The sequence below is a fragment of the Nitrobacter sp. Nb-311A genome (assembly GCF_000152905.1).
In the GTDB taxonomy this organism is placed as follows: domain Bacteria; phylum Pseudomonadota; class Alphaproteobacteria; order Rhizobiales; family Xanthobacteraceae; genus Nitrobacter.
Map to the genome: position 1 here is coordinate 17,762 of NZ_CH672424.1, position 19,191 is coordinate 36,952.

Sequence of the window (19,191 nt, forward strand, 5' to 3'; positions counted from 1 at the left end):
TCCCCAGCCGGATCGTCCAACAAAAAGATGGGTCCGTGCAATCCGAAGCGATGTCCGATTGGGTCTTCTTCCGCCGCGTGCTGGTGGTCCTGGCAACGGTGGTGGTCGCCTACCTTGGTTGGAAGATCGCCGCGCTGTTCTTCATATTCTTCGCCGCGGTCTTAATTGCGGTCCTTCTGTCTGGGCTTGCCGCATTGCTCGCGAAGCTCACGTCGACGTCGCGCGGGTGGGCTTTGACCGCAAGCAGCTTGACCGTGGCTGCCGTCATAGTGGCCATCCTGAGCCTCTTCGGAACGCAGCTTGCCGGCCAGATTTCAGACGTCTTCGCACGTCTTCCCGATGCAATCGAAGCGGGCGGTGAGCGGCTTGGGATTCACAATGCGTTCGAACAGATCAAGGAAGCGGTCTCGGGTGAAGGTGGCGGTCAGCTATTGTCGAGGGTTGCTAATCTCGGCTACACCGCGATAGGTGTGGCGACGGACCTCGTCCTGATCATTGTGATCGCGGTCTACCTGGCCACCGACCCGCGGCTGTACCGCGCGGGCATGATCAAGCTCTTTCCTCCCGAGCAGCACGAGCGGGTCGGAGATGCTCTGGACGTCACCGCCTCCGCCTTGCGCCTCTGGTTTCTCGGTCAGTTGGTCTCGATGGTTCTGGTTGGTGTGCTCTCCGGGGTCGCATTCTGGTGGATCGGACTGCCATCGCCGCTTGGCCTCGCACTCGTCGCCGGGGCGACCAATTTCGTTCCGATGATCGGTCCCCTTGTCGGCGCCATACCGGCATTGCTGTTCGCCGTCACGCAGGATTTCGGCACCGTGCTCTGGACGATGGTTGCCGTGCTTGCCATTCAGCAGTTTGAGGGTAACCTCATTACACCTATGGTCCAGCGGCGCGCAGTCGATATTCCTCCTGCAGTCATGTTGCTGGGGATTGCAGTTTTCGGCCTGCTTGGGGGAATCGCAGGCGTGATCTTGGCAGTTCCGCTCACGGTCGCGATCATGGTGCTGGTACAGAAGCTGTGGATTCGTGAAACGCTTGGTGAGAAGACAACGATCCCAGGGGAGACATGAGGATTTAGCGCCAGCGGCGGGCTTATTTCACCTGCAGCCTCTTTTAACGAGAAAAATGCGCAGCCGGCGTCCAAGACATACACGACCCGGACCTCATGCCCGTGGTCAGAGATTTTGACACACTTGGCGGGCTGACCTAGCGAAGGTTCAGGCCCATCTGTTAGTCATTTTAAGCTGGCGGCTTAGGCAGCGGCCCTGTGATGCTGCAAGCGTCGCTGTTCGATGGTTTGCTTGATCCCTTCTCGTTGCAAAAGGATGGAAGTGGACGTCAGCCGTCGTCAGATTGTCGAGGCCCTCTGATAGCGCCGATGATTGTGTGCTCGACGAAGGCGGCGATCTTGGCTTCGAGATCATCCGGGAGGAAGTAGTTTTTGAGACGGATGCGGTTCTTCAGCGTTTGGGGCTATAGCATTTTGGAGTGAAGTGGAATCCGGTTCGCGTGAAGCAAATGCATCACATCAAAAGACAACCTAGCGCTCGATCTGCCATTGGTTGTGGATGGCAAAATGACCCGCGGGTGTTGATCCGGGAGCCAATGAGCCAGGACGCCGGCCCCGTAACACGGCCTGTCGAGAAAGCGGTCGCGGCCGCTGCTCGTGACCTGGCGATATCCCAGCCCGATGCCGCGAGCGCCAGGCAGAGCATACCGGTGACCTCCTCAAACTAATGATCGTCTTCAGGCGATGATCTAGCGCGAGGCGTCATCGAGGAGGATTGACGAAGCGCATGATCTCCAGCTTCTCGGAGACGGGGTATCTCATCCGTCGTTCCCCGACCCGCGATCATTCTTTTCTTCAGCAGCCGGAGTTCCAGCGCCTGCTTGGCGACGACTTCCTTTAGGTCGCGGGTCTCCTTCCGAAGTATCATCACCTCGTCGCCGGTGGCCGCGCGGGCCGTGTCTCCGGCCAGTCGCCTCGTGCCTCCTTCGGCGGAAACAATGTAGCGATCCCACGTTCCATATCGTTCGCGGATCGCGCCACGCCGGAAGCTCAGTGCAATCAGCATGAGACCAATAACAATGCTTCCAATGCGATGAGTTGCTCCGGCCTCGAGCAGGAAAGGCGTGATCAATAGCACTGCACCCAGCGGAATGAGGCCATAGCGTAGCGGCCGCGCCACTTCCGCCGCGGCAAGCGAGATAATTGTCAGCGCGAGGAATCCGATGAGATGATCGGCATCGGCCATCGCTCCTTCCGCGCCAAAGGTTAGCCGCGTGAACAAGAGGGACGCTGCCAGCACTGCAGCCAGAGCCAGATTCCACGGTAGGTTGACTCCGCCCGCCAACATGTCGCGGAGCACCGCGCCGGGAGCGCGCTCGAACTCATCAGTGCGTTCTCCGCGCTGGCCCTGGTCGGTATCCCCAAACAAAAACACTCGGAGCCACGGCCGCCCGGCCTTCGCTCGCCGCCGCAGGAACTGGATCGTAGCGAGCAACTCGTCGAGCGAGTATGGGATCTGGATGAGCATGGCCGCGGCGCCGATAAGCGTCAGCGTCGCCCAGGTGCCGATGACGATCGGCTGGATGATGACGAACAGAATTGAGACGATCCCTAGCGGCGCGATCATGAGGCCGAATAGGAACACGAGCCACGGCATAGTGCGCCAGCGCGCCCGTGAGCCGACGATTCCCGTTACGATTTCCAGCGCATAGGTATAGCCGCCGAGCGCGGCGTCCGGGATCGGGAAAGCTTCGGAGACAGACGAAGTGATCACCGCCTCAGTGCCATTTTTCGCAGGATCGTCCGGCAGCCCGGGGAAAAACGGTTCCCATACGCTGTCGATCTGGCCCAGCTGATATGCGCTTAGGTAACGGGCAATGAGCACTCCGATCAGCGCCAGAAAAATAATCGGCAATCGCTGCGTCCAGGCCGAAGGATTGTAGCTCCATCCCGGCGGAATCTCCGGGCCGGTCATCGCCGCAACGACCGATGTTCCCGGCTCCGGTCGTGTGCCGACGGCGAGGCCAAAGGCGAAGGCGCCGACGAGCGTATCGGATAAGAATGCAGCCGGATTACCAGTCCAGAATAGAAAGGGGACCGCCATGATGCCGGCCGCTACCGCCGCCGACGCCCAGCGCGCCCAAGCCAAGCGCCAGGACAGCGATAGAGTTGCGAAGAAGATCAACGCTGCGCCCAGAAAAACCTCGGACCAGAAGAGGGCCGTTTCCTCGACCTCGACGATCACGGGTTGAACCAGGATCCAGCACCCCAGCGCAATGTTGACGAAATGCGCCCATCGCGTGTCGCCATGCGCGGACCGCCGCCATTGTTCATGGCGGGCGCGCAGTTCCTCAGGATTTTCGCCGACTGCTTCGGCTTCCGTGACAAAGGCCGGTGGGGCAATGCGATTGGCCTTGTACCACGCGGCCGGATCCTGCTTTAGCGCGGCCACGATGGCGGGCAACTCTTCTGCGAGGCGGTGTCTTGGTTTCCACTCGAGAAGCTCGCGTGCACGCCGGATATTCAGCGCGTAATGATCGCTCGCCATGCGCGTCATGAACGGCTGAATGAACGGCCGCTCGCCCTGATCGATCGCATCGGGAACGACCGGCTCGGCCTTGTCCTGCACCCAGGCACCGATCCCGGCCACTGCCGAAGGCACGCGCAGTGTGGCCCACTCATCCTCGCCATGGATAAGGCAGCCGAGCCGATCCTGCAGATCGTCGTAGCCGATCGCTTCGGGCTCACCGATCAGGAGGACGGCTTCTTGTGGTAACTCGCCGCGCCGGTCGATCGCGCGGACAAAAGCGTCGATCATGTCTTCGCGGTGGACCATCGATTGCCCCGCGGCGGTATCGCCGGAGTAGAGATGGCTCTGGAAATCCCGCTCATAGATGCGAGCTATTTGATTCGCTAAGGTTGGAACCGATGTGCGTTCGTCATAGAGGCCGGCGAGATGCAGGAACACAACGGGGATATCGCCGCGTTCCTCCCTGATCGCCTGCTCGGCCTCGGCCTTGGACTTCGGATATGCCCAACCGGGCGCAATGGGACGGTCTTCATCGATACGCTCGCCTGGCCGGCCGGGCTCATGAACCAGCATCGTTCCCGAATAAACGAACTGTTCGACTTCGAACGCTTGCAGGGCGCGGATAAGATTGCGGCTGCCATCGACATTGACTGTCTTGTATTGCGGCTTGTCCTCGCCGCTGAAGTCAAAGAAGGCCGCCAAGTGGACGACGCTACTGATGTGATGCCCGTGCTCGGAACCGAAGCGTGCAAGGGCCTCAGCTACGTTCTTCTCGTCAGTGAGGTCTACCTCGATGATGGGATAATCGGTGTCGCCGCTTGCCACATCGAGGCCTATCACCGTGTAGTGCTGCTGCAGAGCTTGCGCCAGCGAGCCGCCGATGTTCCCCGCGGCGCCTGTGATTAAAACTATAGGCTTGTCGGCCATCGACATCCCCAAATGGCGGCAACTTGTGAGGGCTGTGTGGACAGCCTCTGGAACGGAGAACCTTCTCCCCGCATCGAAGAGTAACTGCCCTAGCCACTGATGTTTCCAAAGCGACCGATTTCAGTCAGTCGGCCATGCTAAAGTAGCGATAGACCCGCAAGGCCGCCGAGATAGATGACAACCACCATCGCGCTATCAGTGCCCATCCGACCGATCGTTCGGTTCCGGCGCTCGAGGAGACCGACCAGGAATATACCGGTGAGCACGGCGGCTAGACAGCACGCGGCGATTTCAAAGCTCCCCGCCTGGTTGAGCAACGCGCCCTCGCGATAGAGCAGATCTCCGAGGAAGAGGATCAGTATGTTGAACAGATTGGTGCCGAAGATGTCACCGATTGCCAACTGATAACGGCGCATTTTTAGTGCCTTCAGCACGGAGCTGAGTTCGGGCAGCGAGGTCGAGAAAGCGATCAGAGTGAAGCCGATGATTGAACTGCCGAGGCCGGTCTTGTCGGCAATCGCGTCACCGGTCATCGCCAGCGTTGCTCCTCCGCTCAGGATCGCCATGGCTGCTGCCGTCGTAAGAACTGCAAGCCTGCCATTGCTCAGCTCGACATCCGCGGACTCAGCCGCCTCGACATCGGGAGGGTCGATCACTTGCCATGTCGTGTTTCGTTCGAAACGCCGGGATATTCGCAGCGCTTGAACGCATGCTGCAGCGAGAATCACTGTTGTCACGCCAGTCCCGACTACGGGGATGACGATGTCTGTCACCGTAATGGCAAACCCTACCGCTGCCAGCAGGATCATTCCCAGCGTGCCCTGCATCAGCGTCTGAGGTCGGCCCGCTACGCAGGTCAACGCATTCTTGCCATAAAGCAGGTCGCCGATCGCCAGTAGCACGAGATTCATGGAGGCGCTGCCGAGGAGATCGTTGACCGTCAGCAAGGCGTTGCCATTAGCCGCGGCGGCCCCGGCCGTCGCCACTTCCGGCAGTGAGGTCACACCTCCAAGAAGGAGCATCCCGGCGAAAGCCTCGCCGATGTGCGAGCGGCGCGCGATGGCATCCACATAGCAGGTGATCCTGGTTCCTGCGTACCAGACGATCGAACCGGCGATCGCAAGAATCAGGAACAAGACAGGTAACGAGTGCTCGCTTAGGTTTGGCAAATTCGTATCCCGGGATTTAGCGCAGATGCGTTGAACCTGATGAATCCCGTGCGGCCGATGCGAACGGGTCACACAGTCTTGTCGCCGGAGAGTTCGTCCCCTCGTCGTATCAGCTAGTCGGCCATATTTGTCATTTGAATGGGAAGACGATTGTGAAGCTGTTACGTTCCTTGGCGAGGACGTTGACCGACGATAGATAGCGCAATTGCTCGCTTGGTCGGAAAGCGCACTTATCGATGAATACACAAGACCTGCCGATCGGGTGGGTAAGTCTGCCAATCCTCCTGAACAGGCGGCTCCATCCAACAGATTGCCCGATTTGGTCCGCCGGAAGCCGAGCGATGGACCCAGCTGTTCAGGCTGCTTAGGCGCGAAGCACTACGCTCAGCGTGCCATCGCTTTTCCAAAATGAGCGACTCGACTTGAGTAATATCCTTGCCACCAGCTGCCCGGACAGCGCTCAGCGCTTCATCCTCGGTGATACGCTCGCGCTTCATAGCATCGCTGCAGAACTATCCCTTGCGCGCGAGCAGAGCCGGCTCGGAGCGGATCGCATTTGCGAACCGCGCCGATCGTACGGACCAGAACGTGACAACAAACTGTAGAAAAATGAGCAGCGCTAGGGCGGTAGCACCTTCGGCCAGGGATATGGTTTCTTGGAGAATAATGGCCGATAATATCGAGCCAAGCGCAACAGTCACCACAAGGTCGAATGCGTTGAGTTTGGCAAGGGTCCGTTTTCCGGATATTCGCAAGAACACGACAAGGGTTGCGTAAGCGAGCGATCCGACAAGCACCGTCCGCACAATTCCTGACCAGCTCTGAAAAAACATGCCTTCCAAGTTCATCGTGCCTTTGGTCCTTTCGGTGAATCGCTAGTGAGCGCATTGATCTCGGGCCCTGGGTGAACCAGGTTTTTGCGCCAACACGGGACCAATACCTGCGCGGCCGCGCGAGTTGCTAACAGGGCGCAGAAATGTCTTATGAAGCAAGATCTGGATCTCCAGCAAAAATTGAGCTTCTGCGGGATGGCGCGAACTGTCGCCGGCCGCGATCGTAGGCACCCACAATCCTCAATGCGGCTCCAGTAGCCGGACGGCGCGCTCAATCACCTCATTGCGGGTACCCGGATCGTTCCGTCTGGAGATAGCCACGCTCGCGATCTCGCCGCGATGAATTTTGTTCATCACGCTCCCGCCCGCTCACGTCCCTTTGAAACGGGGATGCCTCGGATCCCGGTCATCCACCACGCTATGGAACGGAATAGCGATGGGCGACTTGTTTAGCACAGAGAGGGAAGCGCGATGTTGAAATGGGCACTAGTGTTCTTCGTCATTTCGTTGGTTGCCGGCTTCTTTGGCTTTTCTGGCGTATCTGCTGGTGCCGCTACAATTGCAAGGTGGTTATTCTTTGCGGCGGTGGCGATATTCGTAGCCCTTCTGGTTATGGGAATTCTCGCCGGTGAAGCGCTTTTTTAATGATGCTGCCAGACTTCCTTAAAACCATTACCTCTTCTTCCTTCGTTCAGGAGTGGCGGAAGACTCTAGCCCTCTTCCGCCCAAACAGAAAAGGGCCTCGTATGAAAACTCATATCATCTTACTAACTGCCGCAGCGTTTTCAGCAGTTTCACCGCTTGCGAATGCTCAGACGCCGGCCCCCGCTACGACGCCGGCGTCCGACGCGGGAGCGGCGACGGGTGCGTCTCAGAGCGGCTTGCGAGTCGCCGACAAGGCTACTGTTGCGCTTAAGTTCGTCACCGTAAAATCGGCCGACTTGATGAGTTCAAAAATAGTCGGCACGAACGTTTATAACAACCAGAACGAGTCTGTCGGAGAGATCGTGGATCTGGCTATTGAGAACGGCAAAACGATTACAGGGGTCGTTGTCAGTGTGGGTGGCTTCCTCGGCATGGGAGAGAGATATGTTGTTCTTGATCCGTCGACTGTCGTGTTGAATCGAAGGGACGACACCTGGAAGGCTTTTGTCAACACGTCCAAAGATAACCTGAAAGACGCGCCCAAATTCAAATACAGCAAGAACAAAAGCTGACGGGCTCTCGATCGACAGGATTTGATATGTCCCGCGCAGCGCAGCCTCGGCCAGCATTGTCGCTGCGATTCTGATGCAAGCGGAACTTTTCGGCACTCGAAGGCGTAGAGCCTCAACTAACTGAGGCATACGTCTTCGGGTGCCGCGACTACTACAACGCGCCCGATAGTCTTCAGAACTTTTTCAATTTGTCCACGAGTGGACGAGGGGCCTGTGCGCCGCTGCTGACCTACTGCACAAGCGCAGTACGGCACCGACCTTCCCTTAGTTTCAACGCTTAGCCTCAATAAAGCGAGCCTTAGCGGATGTGGTTCATGGCTAAACCTCTTGCAACGTCCGCCATTCTGGTTTTCGTTCTGCTCAGCACCGACACACTTGCGCAATCGCAGACGCCTTTCTCGCCATCGGCAGAATCACCAGCAATAGAGCCGACGGTTACGCCGAAAACACCCGTTAACGTCGCACCGGCGGCGAATGATCGTGACATTTCCCGGCGTCTCGAAGGCATCCTCAAGTCAACGGGGTGGTTCGAAGCGCCACAGGTATCCGTGCGAGACGGTGTTGTGTCCTTGGATGGAACTACAAATACGCAAGAACATAAGAACTGGGCGGGGGACCTTGCTGAAAAGACGCAGGATGTCGTAGCGGTAGTCAATCGGCTCAAAGTCCAAACCGATGTAGGCGCGACGTTTAAAAAAGCAAACGCAGAATTCAGAGGACTTTACCAGCAAGTCGTTCAATCATGGCCGCTCATTGTTCTCTCAATCTGCATAATAGCCATCGCGTGGCTTCTCGCCAAGTTGGTAGCGCTGCTTGCGCGTCACTTCCTCTCTCGCCGTGTTACCTCGCCACTTTTGCTCACGGTAATGGCGCGAGCTTTCTCCGTCCCAGTATTTCTTGTCGGCGTCTACTTTATTCTTCAGGTGGCGGGACTCACACGGTTGGCTCTTACTGTTCTGGGAGGAACGGGCCTTATCGGTATAATAATTGGATTCGCCTTCCGCGACATCGCTGAAAACTTCCTTGCCAGCCTCCTGCTCAGCATCCGAAACCCCTTCCGAAGCGGCGACCTCGTTGAAGTCGCCGGACACGCGGGAATTGTTCAAAACCTGAATACACGAACAACCATCCTGCTCACGCTTAATGGAAGTCACGTGCAGATTCCAAATGCAATCGTGTACAAAAACACCATCGAAAACTTCAGTAGCAATCCGACTCGTCGTGCGACCTTCACCATTGGCATCGGCTATGAGTCGTCGGCAGCTCAAGCTCAGAAGCTAGTTTCTCAAGTTCTACATGAGCATCCCGCTGTGTTAGATGCTCCCGAGCCGCTTGTGCTGGTGGAGGAGCTCGGTGCCGCGACTGTCAATATCCGCATCACCTATTGGTTCGATAGCGCCACCCATGCCCCCGAGAAAATTACTTCGGCGCTCCTACGACAAACGAAGAACATACTGAATGAAGGCGGGATCGTCCTTCCTGATCCTGCTCGAGAAGTTGTCTTTCCAAGAAGCGTACCCGTCACGTTCCCTAAAAGCAGCATAGAAGGGGGGGTACGATCTCATTCTGATTCCATCATGCACGGAGAAGCGCTGCGGGGAGATGATGCCAGGAACGCCACCGAGGGCGAAGGCGACTTGTCCAGTGAAACAAAGGACATTCGCGAGCAGTCCGAAAAGATTGCCCGGGAAACCAACGTAAATCTCTTGAAGAATTAAGCTCGAAAGTTCGACCGGTAGTATTGTCCGTTCGCGCCACGAGCGCATGATCCCGCGAATGCGGCCGCCGCACGTCACGCCTTTTTGTTTCGCTAAAATCGGCTTTCTTTCGGAACCATACGTGGGCTCTTTGATTGGTCTTTCGTCCCCACGTTGTGCCAGTGCTCCATTAAAACAAATCTTACTGAAGGAAAACACGATGAAAACCACCCTTGCGGCAGTTGCATTCGCGACAATGTCCATATCGCCGGTGCTGGCCCAATCCTCGCCAAGTCCTCAAGAAAAGAGTACCAGTGCCGAAGTTAATTCACGGAAAACAGCCGCTCATAAGATCAAGCATCAGTTAGAACAGGCAGGCTTCTCCGATATCAAGTTTCTCGCAAAAACCTTTGTGGTTCAGGCGAAGTCACAAGACGGCGACGAGGTGCTTATGACGTTTGGACCACATGGCCAAGCGGTTTCTGAGGCAATCCACTCCACGGGTTCTTCTTCGGATAACAGCCCGTCTACGAGCTCCCAAAACGGATCGCGTTGAAAGGTGTAAATCGGGCGGACAGTCACTTTCTGCTTCTACTGCTCCGTTCGAGTTTTGCCGTCTGTTAGTCGGAACGTGGTTACCGACTTGGTCGATACAGTCCCGCGCCCGGATCACAGTATCCAAGTCTGATCGTGGAACTCGAGGTTTAGCATGGCCAGCACCTCGGGCGGCTGGGTGCATGGGAGCGTCGCGTTGATGCCACCCGGAGGTTACGCGACGGGCGAATTCAGAGAGGCTTCTTGCTCTTGCACAGGCACTGCGGTCGTTCCGTCTACCGCAAACCGTCGACGCAGGAGGCCGAAATCTCGCCGAAGCTCCATCGGAAACCGCTACGGATCACAGACTGCGATGAATTCGAATACCCTTGGGCAACGAGTGGCTATCGTCACCGGCGCGTCGTCCGGCATCGGGCGGGCCACCGCGATAGCACTCGCGGCGGCGGGCGCAACGGTCATCGTAAACCATTTCCCGTCGGAGGACTCTCGCATTGACGCTGAATCCCTCGTCCAAGAGATCGGTGATGCCGGCGGGCGCGCCATCGCGATCGCTGCGGACATCAGCAGCGAAGATCAGGTTGAAGCCATGTTCGCCGAGACGCTCAATCGGTTCGGCAAGCTCGACATCCTGATCAACAATGCCGGTATTGAGCGGCCTGCACCAGTTCAGGACATGACACTTGCTAATTGGCAGGCGGTCATCGATGTCAACCTGACCGGCCAGTTCTTATGCTCGCGTGAGGCGGCGCGCGCATTCCTGAACCATAAGAGCAGCGAGCGGACTTCCGGCGCCATCGGCACGATCATCTTCGTGAGTTCGGTACACGCGATTATTCCCTGGGCCTTTCAGACAAACTATGCAGCCTCGAAAGGGGGCGTCTCTCTCCTTATGCGATCGCTCGCCCAAGAGCTGGCACCGATGAAGATACGGGTGAACTCGGTAGCGCCCGGCGCAATCCGAACGCCGATCAATCACGAGGCTTGGACGAGCGATGAGAAAATGGCCCAACTACCGAAACTCATTCCTTATGGGCGCATCGGTGAGCCTGAGACGTCGGCCGGGCCATCGTCTGGCTTGCGTCCGACGCGTCCGACTACGTCACGGGTAGGGCACTCATTATTGATGGTGGCATGACGCTCTATCCCGCGTTCCGCGGCCAAGGCTGAGAAAGGGAAGATCGGGCATGTCGAAGCCTATCGAGGACTATGGCATCATCGGGAACATGATTTCCGCAGCGCTCGTGAGCCGCGACGGGTCAATTGATTGGCTTTGCTTGCCGCGCTTCGACTCCGCTGCGTGCTTTGCTGCCCTTCTGGGCAACCCCGAGCATGGCCGTTGGCTTTTGACGCCTGAGGATCCCGCCTGCCGCATCAGCCGGCGCTACGTCCCCGGAACCGCGGTGCTTGAGAGTCGCTTCGAGACTGCGACAGGGTGCTGCACGCTTACTGACTTCATGCCTCTTACTCATGATGAAGAGAAAGTCGACGTCGTGCGCATCGTGCGTGGCATATCGGGCGAGGTCGCGATGAGCATGGAGCTGATCCTTCGTTTTAACTACGGGCAGGTCGTTCCCTGGGTACGACGCCGCGATTACGGCCTAAGCGCCGTCGCCGGCCCCGACGCGGTCGAATTGCACACCGCCGTTGCCCTGGTGGGCCGGAACATGACAACGACGGCTCGTTTCACGATTCGGGAAAACGAGGAGGTGCCTTTCACGCTCTCCTATCATCGCTCCCACAAGATGCCGCACTTCGTTCCGGATAGTTCTGAGACCATGGACCGTACGATTTCGTGGTGGCAAGAATGGTCGAAACGATGTCTCTTTGACATCAAGCATCACGTATGGCGCGATGCGGTCATCCGCTCCCTCATCACACTTAAATTGCTGACTTTCGGACCGACTGGGGGCATCGTGGCTGCGCCCACGACGTCGCTTCCAGAAGCGATCGGCGGCAGCCGCAACTGGGATTATCGCTATTGCTGGCTGCGGGATTCGGCGCTCACTTTGTACGCGCTATTGAACGCGGGTTATCGTGAGGAGGCTGAGGCCTGGCGGCAATGGTTATTGCGCGCTGCTGCCGGGCGTCCTGAGCAGCTCCATATCATGTATGGCATCGCTGGCGAACGCTGGCTGCCAGAGAATGAGGTTCCCTGGCTGCCGGGCTATGAGGAGAGTTCCCCGGTCAGGATCGGCAACGAAGCAGTCGGCCAGATACAGCTCGACGTCTATGGCGAACTGATCGAAACGTTGCATGCTGCGCGGGAAGCTGAACTGGCGCCGCTGGCCGAAGCCTGGCGCTTGCAAAGCGTCCTTCTCGACCATCTTGAGACGATCTGGCGAAAGCCGGACAACGGCATATGGGAAGTACGGGGAGAACCGCGAGCCTTCACCCATTCCCGGCTGATGTGCTGGGTCGCCTTCGACCGCGCTATCAAGTCCGCCGAGCATTTCGGTTTGGATGGCCCGGTTGATCGCTGGCGGGAGCTTCGCGACATGATTCACGCTGATATTTGCGAAAACGGCTTTGATCCCCATCGCAATAGCTTTACGCAGCACTATGGCGGCAAGGCTTTGGATGCGAGCCTCCTGCTCATCCCACAGGTTGGTTTCCTCCCTGCCGACGACCCGCGCGTAATCGGCACGATCAGGGCCATCGAGCAGGAACTGGTCTGCAATGGGTTCGTGCTGCGATATTCGACAGATCAGGTCGATGATGGAGTCGGCGGCGAAGAAGGCGCGTTCCTCGCCTGCAGCTTTTGGCTGGCCGACGCCTATGTGATGCTTGGACGGATCGATGACGCGTCAAAACTCTTCGAGAGCCTTCTGGCCCTGCGTAACGACCTCGGGCTGCTCGCAGAAGAATACGATCCCGTTCGAAAGCGGCTCGTGGGCAACTTTCCGCAAGGCTTCTCACATATCGGGCTCATCAATACGGCCTTCAACCTGATCGATGCGAGCGGCCCGGCGCAGCAGCGCTCCAAGAGAGTCGCCCCGACAGATGGCCGAGCGCGGTGAGCGATTTCTAGCTGAACCGATTTGACTATCGGCCCCGATACAAAATTGACGATTGGGATGCTCAGCCCTGCCATCGAAAGAGCGCCGAACTGGGTGCCGAGTCTGTTTCGTGAACAGGTAAGATATTGACGCTAACCCCACTCGTGCACTCCGAGCCGCGTCAGTGAAGCGACCGCAGTAAAGATGATCTTTAAAACGTTTGGAGAAAGCATGTCGAACTCAGCTATCAGAGGTGATACCCATGGCTTCGGTCGACGCATGTTTCGAAAATTTGTGCATCGGGCATCATATAACTTCATTCTGTCTTCCAAGCGAACCCGGAATGTGACGATCGGAGATCTTCGCTTAACCATACCTCCAGCGGTATTTCATCCGGGCATCTTCGTCACCAGTCGAATGTTTGCGAACTACGTACGCTGTCAAAGCTTCCGCGGCCCTCACGGTAGGCGAGATTGGTACAGGTTCTGGCATACTTGCGTTATCGGCGGCATGCGCGGGCGCAAGTAAAGTTGTCGCACTTGATATCAACCCGGCCGCTGTAGCAGCCGCAGCGACCAACGCGACGCAAAACCAAATGTCTCACATCGTAGAAGCGCGCCTCTCCGATCTTTTGAGCGCCGTTGAAATCGATGAGTGCTTCGATGTGATCATCAGCAGCCCTCCTTCATTTGCAGGTGAGCCAAAAGACATGATCGACCGAGCATGGCATGCGGGTGATGGCTATCGACACCTGGAAGGACTCTTCGGGCAATCCTACAGTCATCTTAAATCCCGTGGGGAGATGCTGATACTTCTTTCGTCAGATACAAATGTAGCCTTGTTTAAAGAGTGGGCCACAAACGTCGGATTTTCATGGCAGCAGGTTGCCAACAAATCCATTGGTGTTGAAACGTTTATGATCTTCCACTTATGCAAGTAATACTCCCGCTGGTCTTAAAATGCTGGGGCCGCCACCATCATTTGCGTACTTGTCGTTGGCTAATCCACCAAATGAGACCGCTGAGGGCGATGATCACAATCACGGCTCCCGTAATAAACACGCGCGACTGCTGCAGCCAGGCAAGGCTCGGGGTAGCTACGAACAAGGCTCCCCCGACAGCTGAGATTTGCCAAGCTCTGGCCTGCACCCCTGCGACGAAAGTTCCCAATGCCAGAAGCGTCATCATCGAGAGATCTGTTGCATTGACATTGAAGACGCCTTGAACCCCGGCGTTAAACATTAAAAAGATGGAGAGCAAGACCGCGCACCAATCCAATGTAAGCCTGAATACGAGATCCAGACGCTCGCGCGAAGTCACAAAATTGTTCCATCCAGATACAATCGACATGGCGGCAAACACCGGTGTTAGGGTAACCCAGTAAATTACAGGCAGCCGAAAAACCACGCCCGCTAGCACTAACAATAGCATCGAAATATAGGGCGTATCGTGGCGCAGCCAGCGAAGTAACACATGGCCCTGAACTTGGTCAGTCTCGGGGCTGGCTTCGGTTTTTCCCGACGTAGGCCAGTCCTCGGGATCCACAATAGCTGTAGGTTTGCTAATGGCATCTGTGGATGTCGCATCCGCTGCATCCGCCGACGCAGCGACACGATCGCTTTTGGCAGCATGGTCGCCGCCGAAGTTTCTCTCGTTTGCCGCCAAATTTATGCCCTTCAGTCCCGAACCCCCAAAAGAAAACGCGGAAGCGCTGAATCGTTCCGGCGTGCCGGCATTGGAGATCGGAAATCGCCTCCAATGGTCGTTGAGCCCCGATCGGAAATAGACAAGTTGTAAGCGGCCGCCTTGGCTTGCAGAGCCTGGCGAGCCGCTTCCGCGGCGCCGAGCCCGACTTAGTGCGCCATGCCACGGCCGGACTCGTCACAAGCGCTCATGCACCGGCGGCATGAATCGGCGCAAATCCGACAATGTTCGTGCATCCCGGCATGTTTTTCGCATTCCTCGGCGCAGAGCCGGCATGCTGCGGCGCAGGCATGAAGCATTCTGCGGATCATCTCCTCGTCAAAACCCGTCCGACGGGTCGCAATCCTGCCCGTGATGCTGCAGACGTCCGCGCAATCAAGGTTCAGTCGGATGCACTGAGTGAGCGATTTTACGTTGTCTTCCGCAAGACAGGCATCTGCGCAGGACGTGCAGGTCTGTGCGCAGGAGTAGCACTCCTCGATGCAACGAATAAGCGCGTCGTTGGTCTGTCCGCGCACTTGCGGGTGGGTGTTGATAATTTCTTGCACCTGCATGGAAATCTCCTTTTCTGGGTCTTTCGCCCTCCTCTTCAATGGGCGCGCAAAGAAAAGGTTTCCCTGCTGCTAGCGGGCTCCGGAACATCGAGCATCTTCTTCGGTTGGAGGCGCTAACGTTCGTTTCCTCAACTGGTGCAATGATTGGCGCCCCCATCCTCGTCACCTTGGTCGCAATATTAAGGGTGAAAGGCACAAGCAGGACATTCTGGGACACCCAACACTCACCTATCCGATAACACTGATGCGGTTAAGGCTGCCAGGATCTCGGATGAGCGCTCCGCCTGCTGTTCGAGTCGGCTCGTATAGCAACAAAAACCGGATCAAGAGCTTTTGAGCGTGAGTTCCGTCGCAGCGAAGAAAGAGCGGAACGGATCCTTGAGCGTTTCGATTGGTTTTTTCGCGGAGCGACTCAACGCGACCGGGTTGCAGCTGCTTCGCGGAGCTGAAATAGGCATCCTGTCTGGAATACAGGTGGTTTCGAGAGCTATATTTCAGATACGAAACCAACATTGGAGCGACTACTGATGAAAAACCCATTTGCAATGGCTGCCCTTGTCATCGGGCTGGCTTTTGGCTCGTCTTCCGCTTCGTTCGCTGGCAACGTCGACGGTGGTGCTCACCCACGAAGCGGCGTACCCACTGTCGGCGAGCAGGGAGCCAACACCGCCAGGGGCATAAGCAGAGACGATACGCCGCATTCCCGCAAAACAGGCAACTATAGGAAAAATCGGCACTATGGCCACTCCCGAGGTCGGCACTACGGCCACTCTCGTGGCCGGCACTATGGTCACTATGGCCATCGTCATTACCGCCCGCAATATAGAGGCTACGGCTACACTCCGCAGTATTATGGCGGTGGTTACGGGGGGCCATACTACGGCGGCAGAGGATATGGTTATGGTGGCCCGAGCGTAACGTTCGGCTTCGGCGGAGGAGGATACCGTTGGTAAGACAAAAGCCCGCAGCGATGCGGGCTTCTCCCTAAGCAGATGGCACGCCAGACTGAAAAGAAGGATGTGCAAGTGCGCCATGAAAATCGCCAGCTTCCTCCCTCGAAGCAAATTCCCGTTATAAAATGACGTTCGCAGGCTTGCGTTCGGATAAGGAGATTTCGCCGGACTGACCGGACGCCACGCTCATTCAGGCCGGTGGCAATTTCGGCCAGGCTCACGGCACCAGATTTGCGAACGGCGTCCAAGGCCGGCAACACTCCCCGCACAAACCGATAAACAGTTCGGTCCCGCTAACACAAAAGGCTCACCCCATTGCGAGTGAGTGAGCCTTCTGTGCGTCATGAGTACTTGAAGGATACCACCATTCACACCTAGTGCACCGTGTGAAGCCGGGAGCGCAATCGGGCGTTCTCATCACCGACGAATGCTAAGGGCCCGCGCGACGATGGCTGACAATGCAGCAGCCGGACTCGAGTTCAGTGCACTAGTGCGCACAGTCGGTCCCACTGCCGCCCTTCCGCACCCCTCTCCGAGGGATGCATCCTCCGGCCGCCGACCCTGCCGCAAATTGGGAACGATGGTCTGATTGGCGGATTGGTTTCGAAACCTAAAGGAGTGTTCTTTATGACCGATCCGGAAACCCGACCCAGTGTGGGCAAAGACGTGCACCAGGACCCGGCAGGCGACAGCCCGCCGCCCGCTCCCGATAACACGCGCCCCTCCAGCAACTTGGTTTCCAGCGACAAGTACAACGGGAAAGCCGTCTACGGTGCCGAGGACAAGAAAGTAGGCGCGATCGAATCCGTCATGGTCGATAAGTCTAGCGGCGAGCCCGCTTACGCCGTGCTCAGCATCGGCGGCATTCTCGGCATGGGCGCCGAGCATTACCCGGTGCCTTGGCGGCTGCTCCGATTCGACTCCGAGCTGGACGGCTACCGCAGCGACATCAGCGGCAACCGGCTGAAGGGCTATCCGAAGAGCGTGTTCGGCAGCTCGGGCTCCGAGCTGTTCGACTGGACCGCGGAACGCGCGGAGCTCGATTCTTATTACGCCAACATCGATACCGTAACGACGAAGGAAGGCGAGGAGAATCCTTTGACGCGAAGCACCGGCTGACCCGGCAGGTCACCAGGCGCCGCGTAAGGTCCCAGGACGCACGAAAGTCACGCTCGACGACAAAGGCCCCTCGGCGGGGCCTTTGGCGCGTCTCGCGGGCGAGGGCCTATGCGTCGGGGGCTGCTCGCAGGAACTTGTCGCCCGCCATGATGCCTCCCGTGATGAAGCCTATCAGCGCTGAGAGGCCAGGAATGCGAGCGCAGTCCGCAGCTCGGTCCAGCTCTGGATGCCGGTCAGGCTGGTGAGGGAGGAGGCGCTGGGAACGCGCCGGCGATGGCCTCCGCGCGCGAACCGCATGAGCACGGACTCGCCAGCTTGGGCTTGTAGTTCTGCTTCACCAGCACCTTCTTGCCGTGGCAGAGCAGATGCGGGCGTAGCATGTCCTGTCGCCCATGCGCACCGAACCGATGGAGACGAGCGATATCTGGTTGCCGCCGCCGTTCGCCTCATACAACACGCTCTCGACGCGAAGGCCGTTGACAGAGCAGTAAATAGGAAACTGCGTCTGGTACGCGATATCGCCGGAGCGCCCGACGTTCGCATCGATGCATTATGCCGCCTAAAGCTGGGGTCGTTGAACTGAACTGGCTGGAGTAGGCTTCGACAGCAACGCGGCATCATAACCACAATCGGGTATGTTGATATGAGATGCGCCGGGCTAGAAGCAAATTCCCGCTTATAAAAGCAGTCACACTCGGGATTGGGCTTGGATAAGAAGGTTTCGCACCGATGATCGGTGCCACCTGCCACCAGAGGCCGACCGCACGCCGCGCTCATTCAAGGCGGTGGTAATTTCAGCCAGGCTCACTGCACCAGAATTACGAACGGCATCCAGAGTTGGCAACACGCTCCGCACAAACCGATCGACAGCCTGCCTTTGAACTGCGCGGCCAGTTTCGCCGGCGCTGCGCAAGTTCGTGCGATTGCCGAGCTTCGCACCGGCAGCCCGCTTTACGTGTAAGGCCGCCCTTGTCCGCTCGGCTATCAGCCGGCGTTCCTTCTCGGCCAGAGCCGCATAGAGATGCAGCATGAATGGATCGGCATCGCGCCCCAGTTCGGCCACCATGAAGGGCACCCGCTGGGCCATGAGACCTGAGACGAAGGCCACGTCGCGGGAAAGCCGGTCGAGCTTGGAAACAAGGATGCAGCATTTTGCTTTTCGAGCCGCCGCCAATGCAGCAGCCAGCTGCGGCCTGCGGTCGAGGGCGTCGGCTCCCTTGCCCGTTTCGGCCTCCGTGTATTCGCCGATGATCGCGAGGGCCTCAGTAGCCGCAAAGCGCTCAATTGCCCCTCGTTGGGCTTCTATGCCGAGCCCCGAGCGTTGCTGTCGCTGCGTGGAAACTCGAAGATATGCAATGACCTGCCCCATTGACCACACGGCATACCACCGTTTGCCGTGTGGTCGTAGCGGAGTTCACAGCAATGATGTTGCTGTTTTCTTGTTGCAGCAGCACAGCAGGAGCTTATCGCGAAGCAAACTGTTTCTTAGGGAAATGTCGGCATGCTCGACGTGTCGCGAATCTGGTGCTGCGTACGCGACTTCTGCCCTCCGTGATTAGCCGCTAATGGCAAGCGGTGAGGCCGATGCGCGGCCACAGAAGGCCGTTCGTCGCGCTGACCGGCGTGGTCGCGTCGAGACGCAACGGTGGACCTCTACATGCCGTACAGCGGCATGCGCATCCCCAACTCGACCTCGGTGAGAGGCTGTCAACGCGAATTCACGCGTGATAAGGTTGTCCGGCCTCAGCGGAGTCAATGCTAGTCTGTCAAATGACCAGCGAAACTGATAGACCCGCGTTGATTTCGGGGCTGGTAGTATTCTGATGGTAACCCGCGAAAAGCGACTCGCTGATTTCTCAAGCGCGCCTCCAACGGAGAGCAAATCCCTCAAGCTATTATGCGAGGACCACAGCGGCACTTACGTGCTGC

14 protein-coding genes and 3 pseudogenes are annotated in these 19,191 nt (G+C 57.7%); 9 read left to right on the plus strand and 8 right to left on the minus strand.

What is annotated here, in order from left to right; translation table 11 throughout:
• A partial coding sequence (locus NB311A_RS18790; protein ID WP_009800235.1) for an AI-2E family transporter occupies window positions 1-1,070 on the plus strand: 1,070 nt, incomplete at its 5' end.
• Between the two features lie 716 nt (window positions 1,071-1,786).
• Here the strand turns inward: NB311A_RS18790 and NB311A_RS22825 are convergent.
• From NB311A_RS22825 to NB311A_RS18805, 4 genes and pseudogenes are all read right to left on the minus strand, one after another.
• A pseudogene (locus NB311A_RS22825) lies at window positions 1,787-1,991 on the minus strand (IS3 family transposase); the annotation flags it as partial.
• A 534-nt stretch (window positions 1,992-2,525) separates the two neighbouring features.
• A pseudogene (locus tag NB311A_RS18795) lies at window positions 2,526-4,472 on the minus strand (NAD-dependent epimerase/dehydratase family protein); the annotation flags it as partial.
• Between the two features lie 131 nt (window positions 4,473-4,603).
• On the minus strand, window positions 4,604-5,635 hold the full coding sequence (locus tag NB311A_RS18800) for a sodium:calcium symporter (RefSeq protein ID WP_040676084.1): 1,032 nt from the start codon (window positions 5,633-5,635) through the stop codon (window positions 4,604-4,606).
• 512 nt (window positions 5,636-6,147) lie between these two features.
• A complete protein-coding gene (locus NB311A_RS18805) occupies window positions 6,148-6,483 on the minus strand; it encodes a DUF421 domain-containing protein (protein ID WP_009800238.1) in 336 nt (111 codons plus the stop codon).
• A 456-nt stretch (window positions 6,484-6,939) separates the two neighbouring features.
• Here NB311A_RS18805 and NB311A_RS20920 point away from each other — a divergent pair, with 456 nt between their 5' ends.
• The 7 genes and pseudogenes from NB311A_RS20920 (at window position 6,940) to NB311A_RS18835 (ending at window position 13,873) form a co-directional block, all read left to right on the plus strand.
• Window positions 6,940-7,113 (plus strand): DUF1328 domain-containing protein, encoded by a 174-nt coding sequence (locus NB311A_RS20920; protein ID WP_009800240.1) that lies wholly within the window; start codon window positions 6,940-6,942, stop codon window positions 7,111-7,113.
• Complete coding sequence (locus NB311A_RS18815; RefSeq protein WP_009800241.1) at window positions 7,113-7,685, plus strand: PRC-barrel domain-containing protein; 573 nt, start codon at window positions 7,113-7,115, stop codon at window positions 7,683-7,685. Before NB311A_RS20920 ends, NB311A_RS18815 begins: the two co-directional genes overlap by 1 nt.
• 314 nt (window positions 7,686-7,999) lie before the next feature.
• Window positions 8,000-9,403 (plus strand): mechanosensitive ion channel family protein, encoded by a 1,404-nt coding sequence (locus tag NB311A_RS18820; protein ID WP_165475281.1) that lies wholly within the window; start codon window positions 8,000-8,002, stop codon window positions 9,401-9,403.
• A 199-nt stretch (window positions 9,404-9,602) separates the two neighbouring features.
• The gene (locus NB311A_RS21645; protein WP_131522942.1) at window positions 9,603-9,938 is read left to right on the plus strand and encodes a hypothetical protein; all 336 of its coding nucleotides are present in this window, start codon (window positions 9,603-9,605) and stop codon (window positions 9,936-9,938) included.
• Between the two features lie 351 nt (window positions 9,939-10,289).
• A pseudogene (locus tag NB311A_RS18825) lies at window positions 10,290-11,104 on the plus strand (glucose 1-dehydrogenase).
• A 17-nt stretch (window positions 11,105-11,121) separates the two neighbouring features.
• The gene (locus NB311A_RS18830; protein ID WP_009800244.1) at window positions 11,122-12,954 is read left to right on the plus strand and encodes a glycoside hydrolase family 15 protein; all 1,833 of its coding nucleotides are present in this window, start codon (window positions 11,122-11,124) and stop codon (window positions 12,952-12,954) included.
• Window positions 12,955-13,354: 400 nt separating this feature from the next.
• Window positions 13,355-13,873: a 50S ribosomal protein L11 methyltransferase gene (locus NB311A_RS18835; protein ID WP_009800245.1), complete on the plus strand. Its 519-nt coding sequence runs from the start codon at window positions 13,355-13,357 to the stop codon at window positions 13,871-13,873.
• Window positions 13,874-13,910: 37 nt separating this feature from the next.
• Here the strand turns inward: NB311A_RS18835 and NB311A_RS18840 are convergent, their stop codons facing one another.
• Window positions 13,911-14,597 (minus strand): hypothetical protein, encoded by a 687-nt coding sequence (locus tag NB311A_RS18840; RefSeq protein ID WP_245257039.1) that lies wholly within the window; start codon window positions 14,595-14,597, stop codon window positions 13,911-13,913.
• Window positions 14,598-14,785: 188 nt separating this feature from the next.
• Window positions 14,786-15,190: a four-helix bundle copper-binding protein gene (locus NB311A_RS22830; protein WP_083780523.1), complete on the minus strand. Its 405-nt coding sequence runs from the start codon at window positions 15,188-15,190 to the stop codon at window positions 14,786-14,788.
• A gap of 1,580 nt (window positions 15,191-16,770) precedes the next feature.
• Here NB311A_RS22830 and NB311A_RS18865 point away from each other — a divergent pair.
• Window positions 16,771-17,262 (plus strand): PRC-barrel domain-containing protein, encoded by a 492-nt coding sequence (locus NB311A_RS18865; protein ID WP_009800251.1) that lies wholly within the window; start codon window positions 16,771-16,773, stop codon window positions 17,260-17,262.
• A 233-nt stretch (window positions 17,263-17,495) separates the two neighbouring features.
• Here NB311A_RS18865 and NB311A_RS22135 read toward each other — a convergent pair whose 3' ends face one another.
• Both NB311A_RS22135 and NB311A_RS18870 read right to left on the minus strand, forming a co-directional pair.
• On the minus strand, window positions 17,496-17,642 hold the full coding sequence (locus NB311A_RS22135; RefSeq protein ID WP_009800252.1) for a hypothetical protein: 147 nt from the start codon (window positions 17,640-17,642) through the stop codon (window positions 17,496-17,498).
• Window positions 17,643-17,950: 308 nt separating this feature from the next.
• Window positions 17,951-18,631, minus strand: a complete 681-nt coding sequence (locus tag NB311A_RS18870; RefSeq protein WP_040676089.1) for a recombinase family protein — start codon at window positions 18,629-18,631, stop codon at window positions 17,951-17,953.
• Window positions 18,632-19,191 lie beyond the last annotated feature (560 nt).

What these genes read in the sequence shown, in the direction of transcription:
- NB311A_RS18865 (WP_009800251.1), top strand. Translation starts at nt 16,771, where the DNA reads ATGACCGATCCGGAAACCCGACCCAGTGTGGGCAAAGACGTGCACCAG.
- NB311A_RS18805 (WP_009800238.1), bottom strand. Translation starts at nt 6,483, where the DNA reads ATGAACTTGGAAGGCATGTTTTTTCAGAGCTGGTCAGGAATTGTGCGG.
- NB311A_RS22135 (WP_009800252.1), bottom strand. Translation starts at nt 17,642, where the DNA reads ATGCTACGCCCGCATCTGCTCTGCCACGGCAAGAAGGTGCTGGTGAAG.
- NB311A_RS22830 (WP_083780523.1), bottom strand. Translation starts at nt 15,190, where the DNA reads ATGCAGGTGCAAGAAATTATCAACACCCACCCGCAAGTGCGCGGACAG.
- NB311A_RS18830 (WP_009800244.1), top strand. Translation starts at nt 11,122, where the DNA reads ATGTCGAAGCCTATCGAGGACTATGGCATCATCGGGAACATGATTTCC.
- NB311A_RS18820 (WP_165475281.1), top strand. Translation starts at nt 8,000, where the DNA reads ATGGCTAAACCTCTTGCAACGTCCGCCATTCTGGTTTTCGTTCTGCTC.
- NB311A_RS18815 (WP_009800241.1), top strand. Translation starts at nt 7,113, where the DNA reads ATGATGCTGCCAGACTTCCTTAAAACCATTACCTCTTCTTCCTTCGTT.
- NB311A_RS21645 (WP_131522942.1), top strand. Translation starts at nt 9,603, where the DNA reads ATGAAAACCACCCTTGCGGCAGTTGCATTCGCGACAATGTCCATATCG.
- NB311A_RS20920 (WP_009800240.1), top strand. Translation starts at nt 6,940, where the DNA reads ATGTTGAAATGGGCACTAGTGTTCTTCGTCATTTCGTTGGTTGCCGGC.
- NB311A_RS18870 (WP_040676089.1), bottom strand. Translation starts at nt 18,631, where the DNA reads ATGGGGCAGGTCATTGCATATCTTCGAGTTTCCACGCAGCGACAGCAA.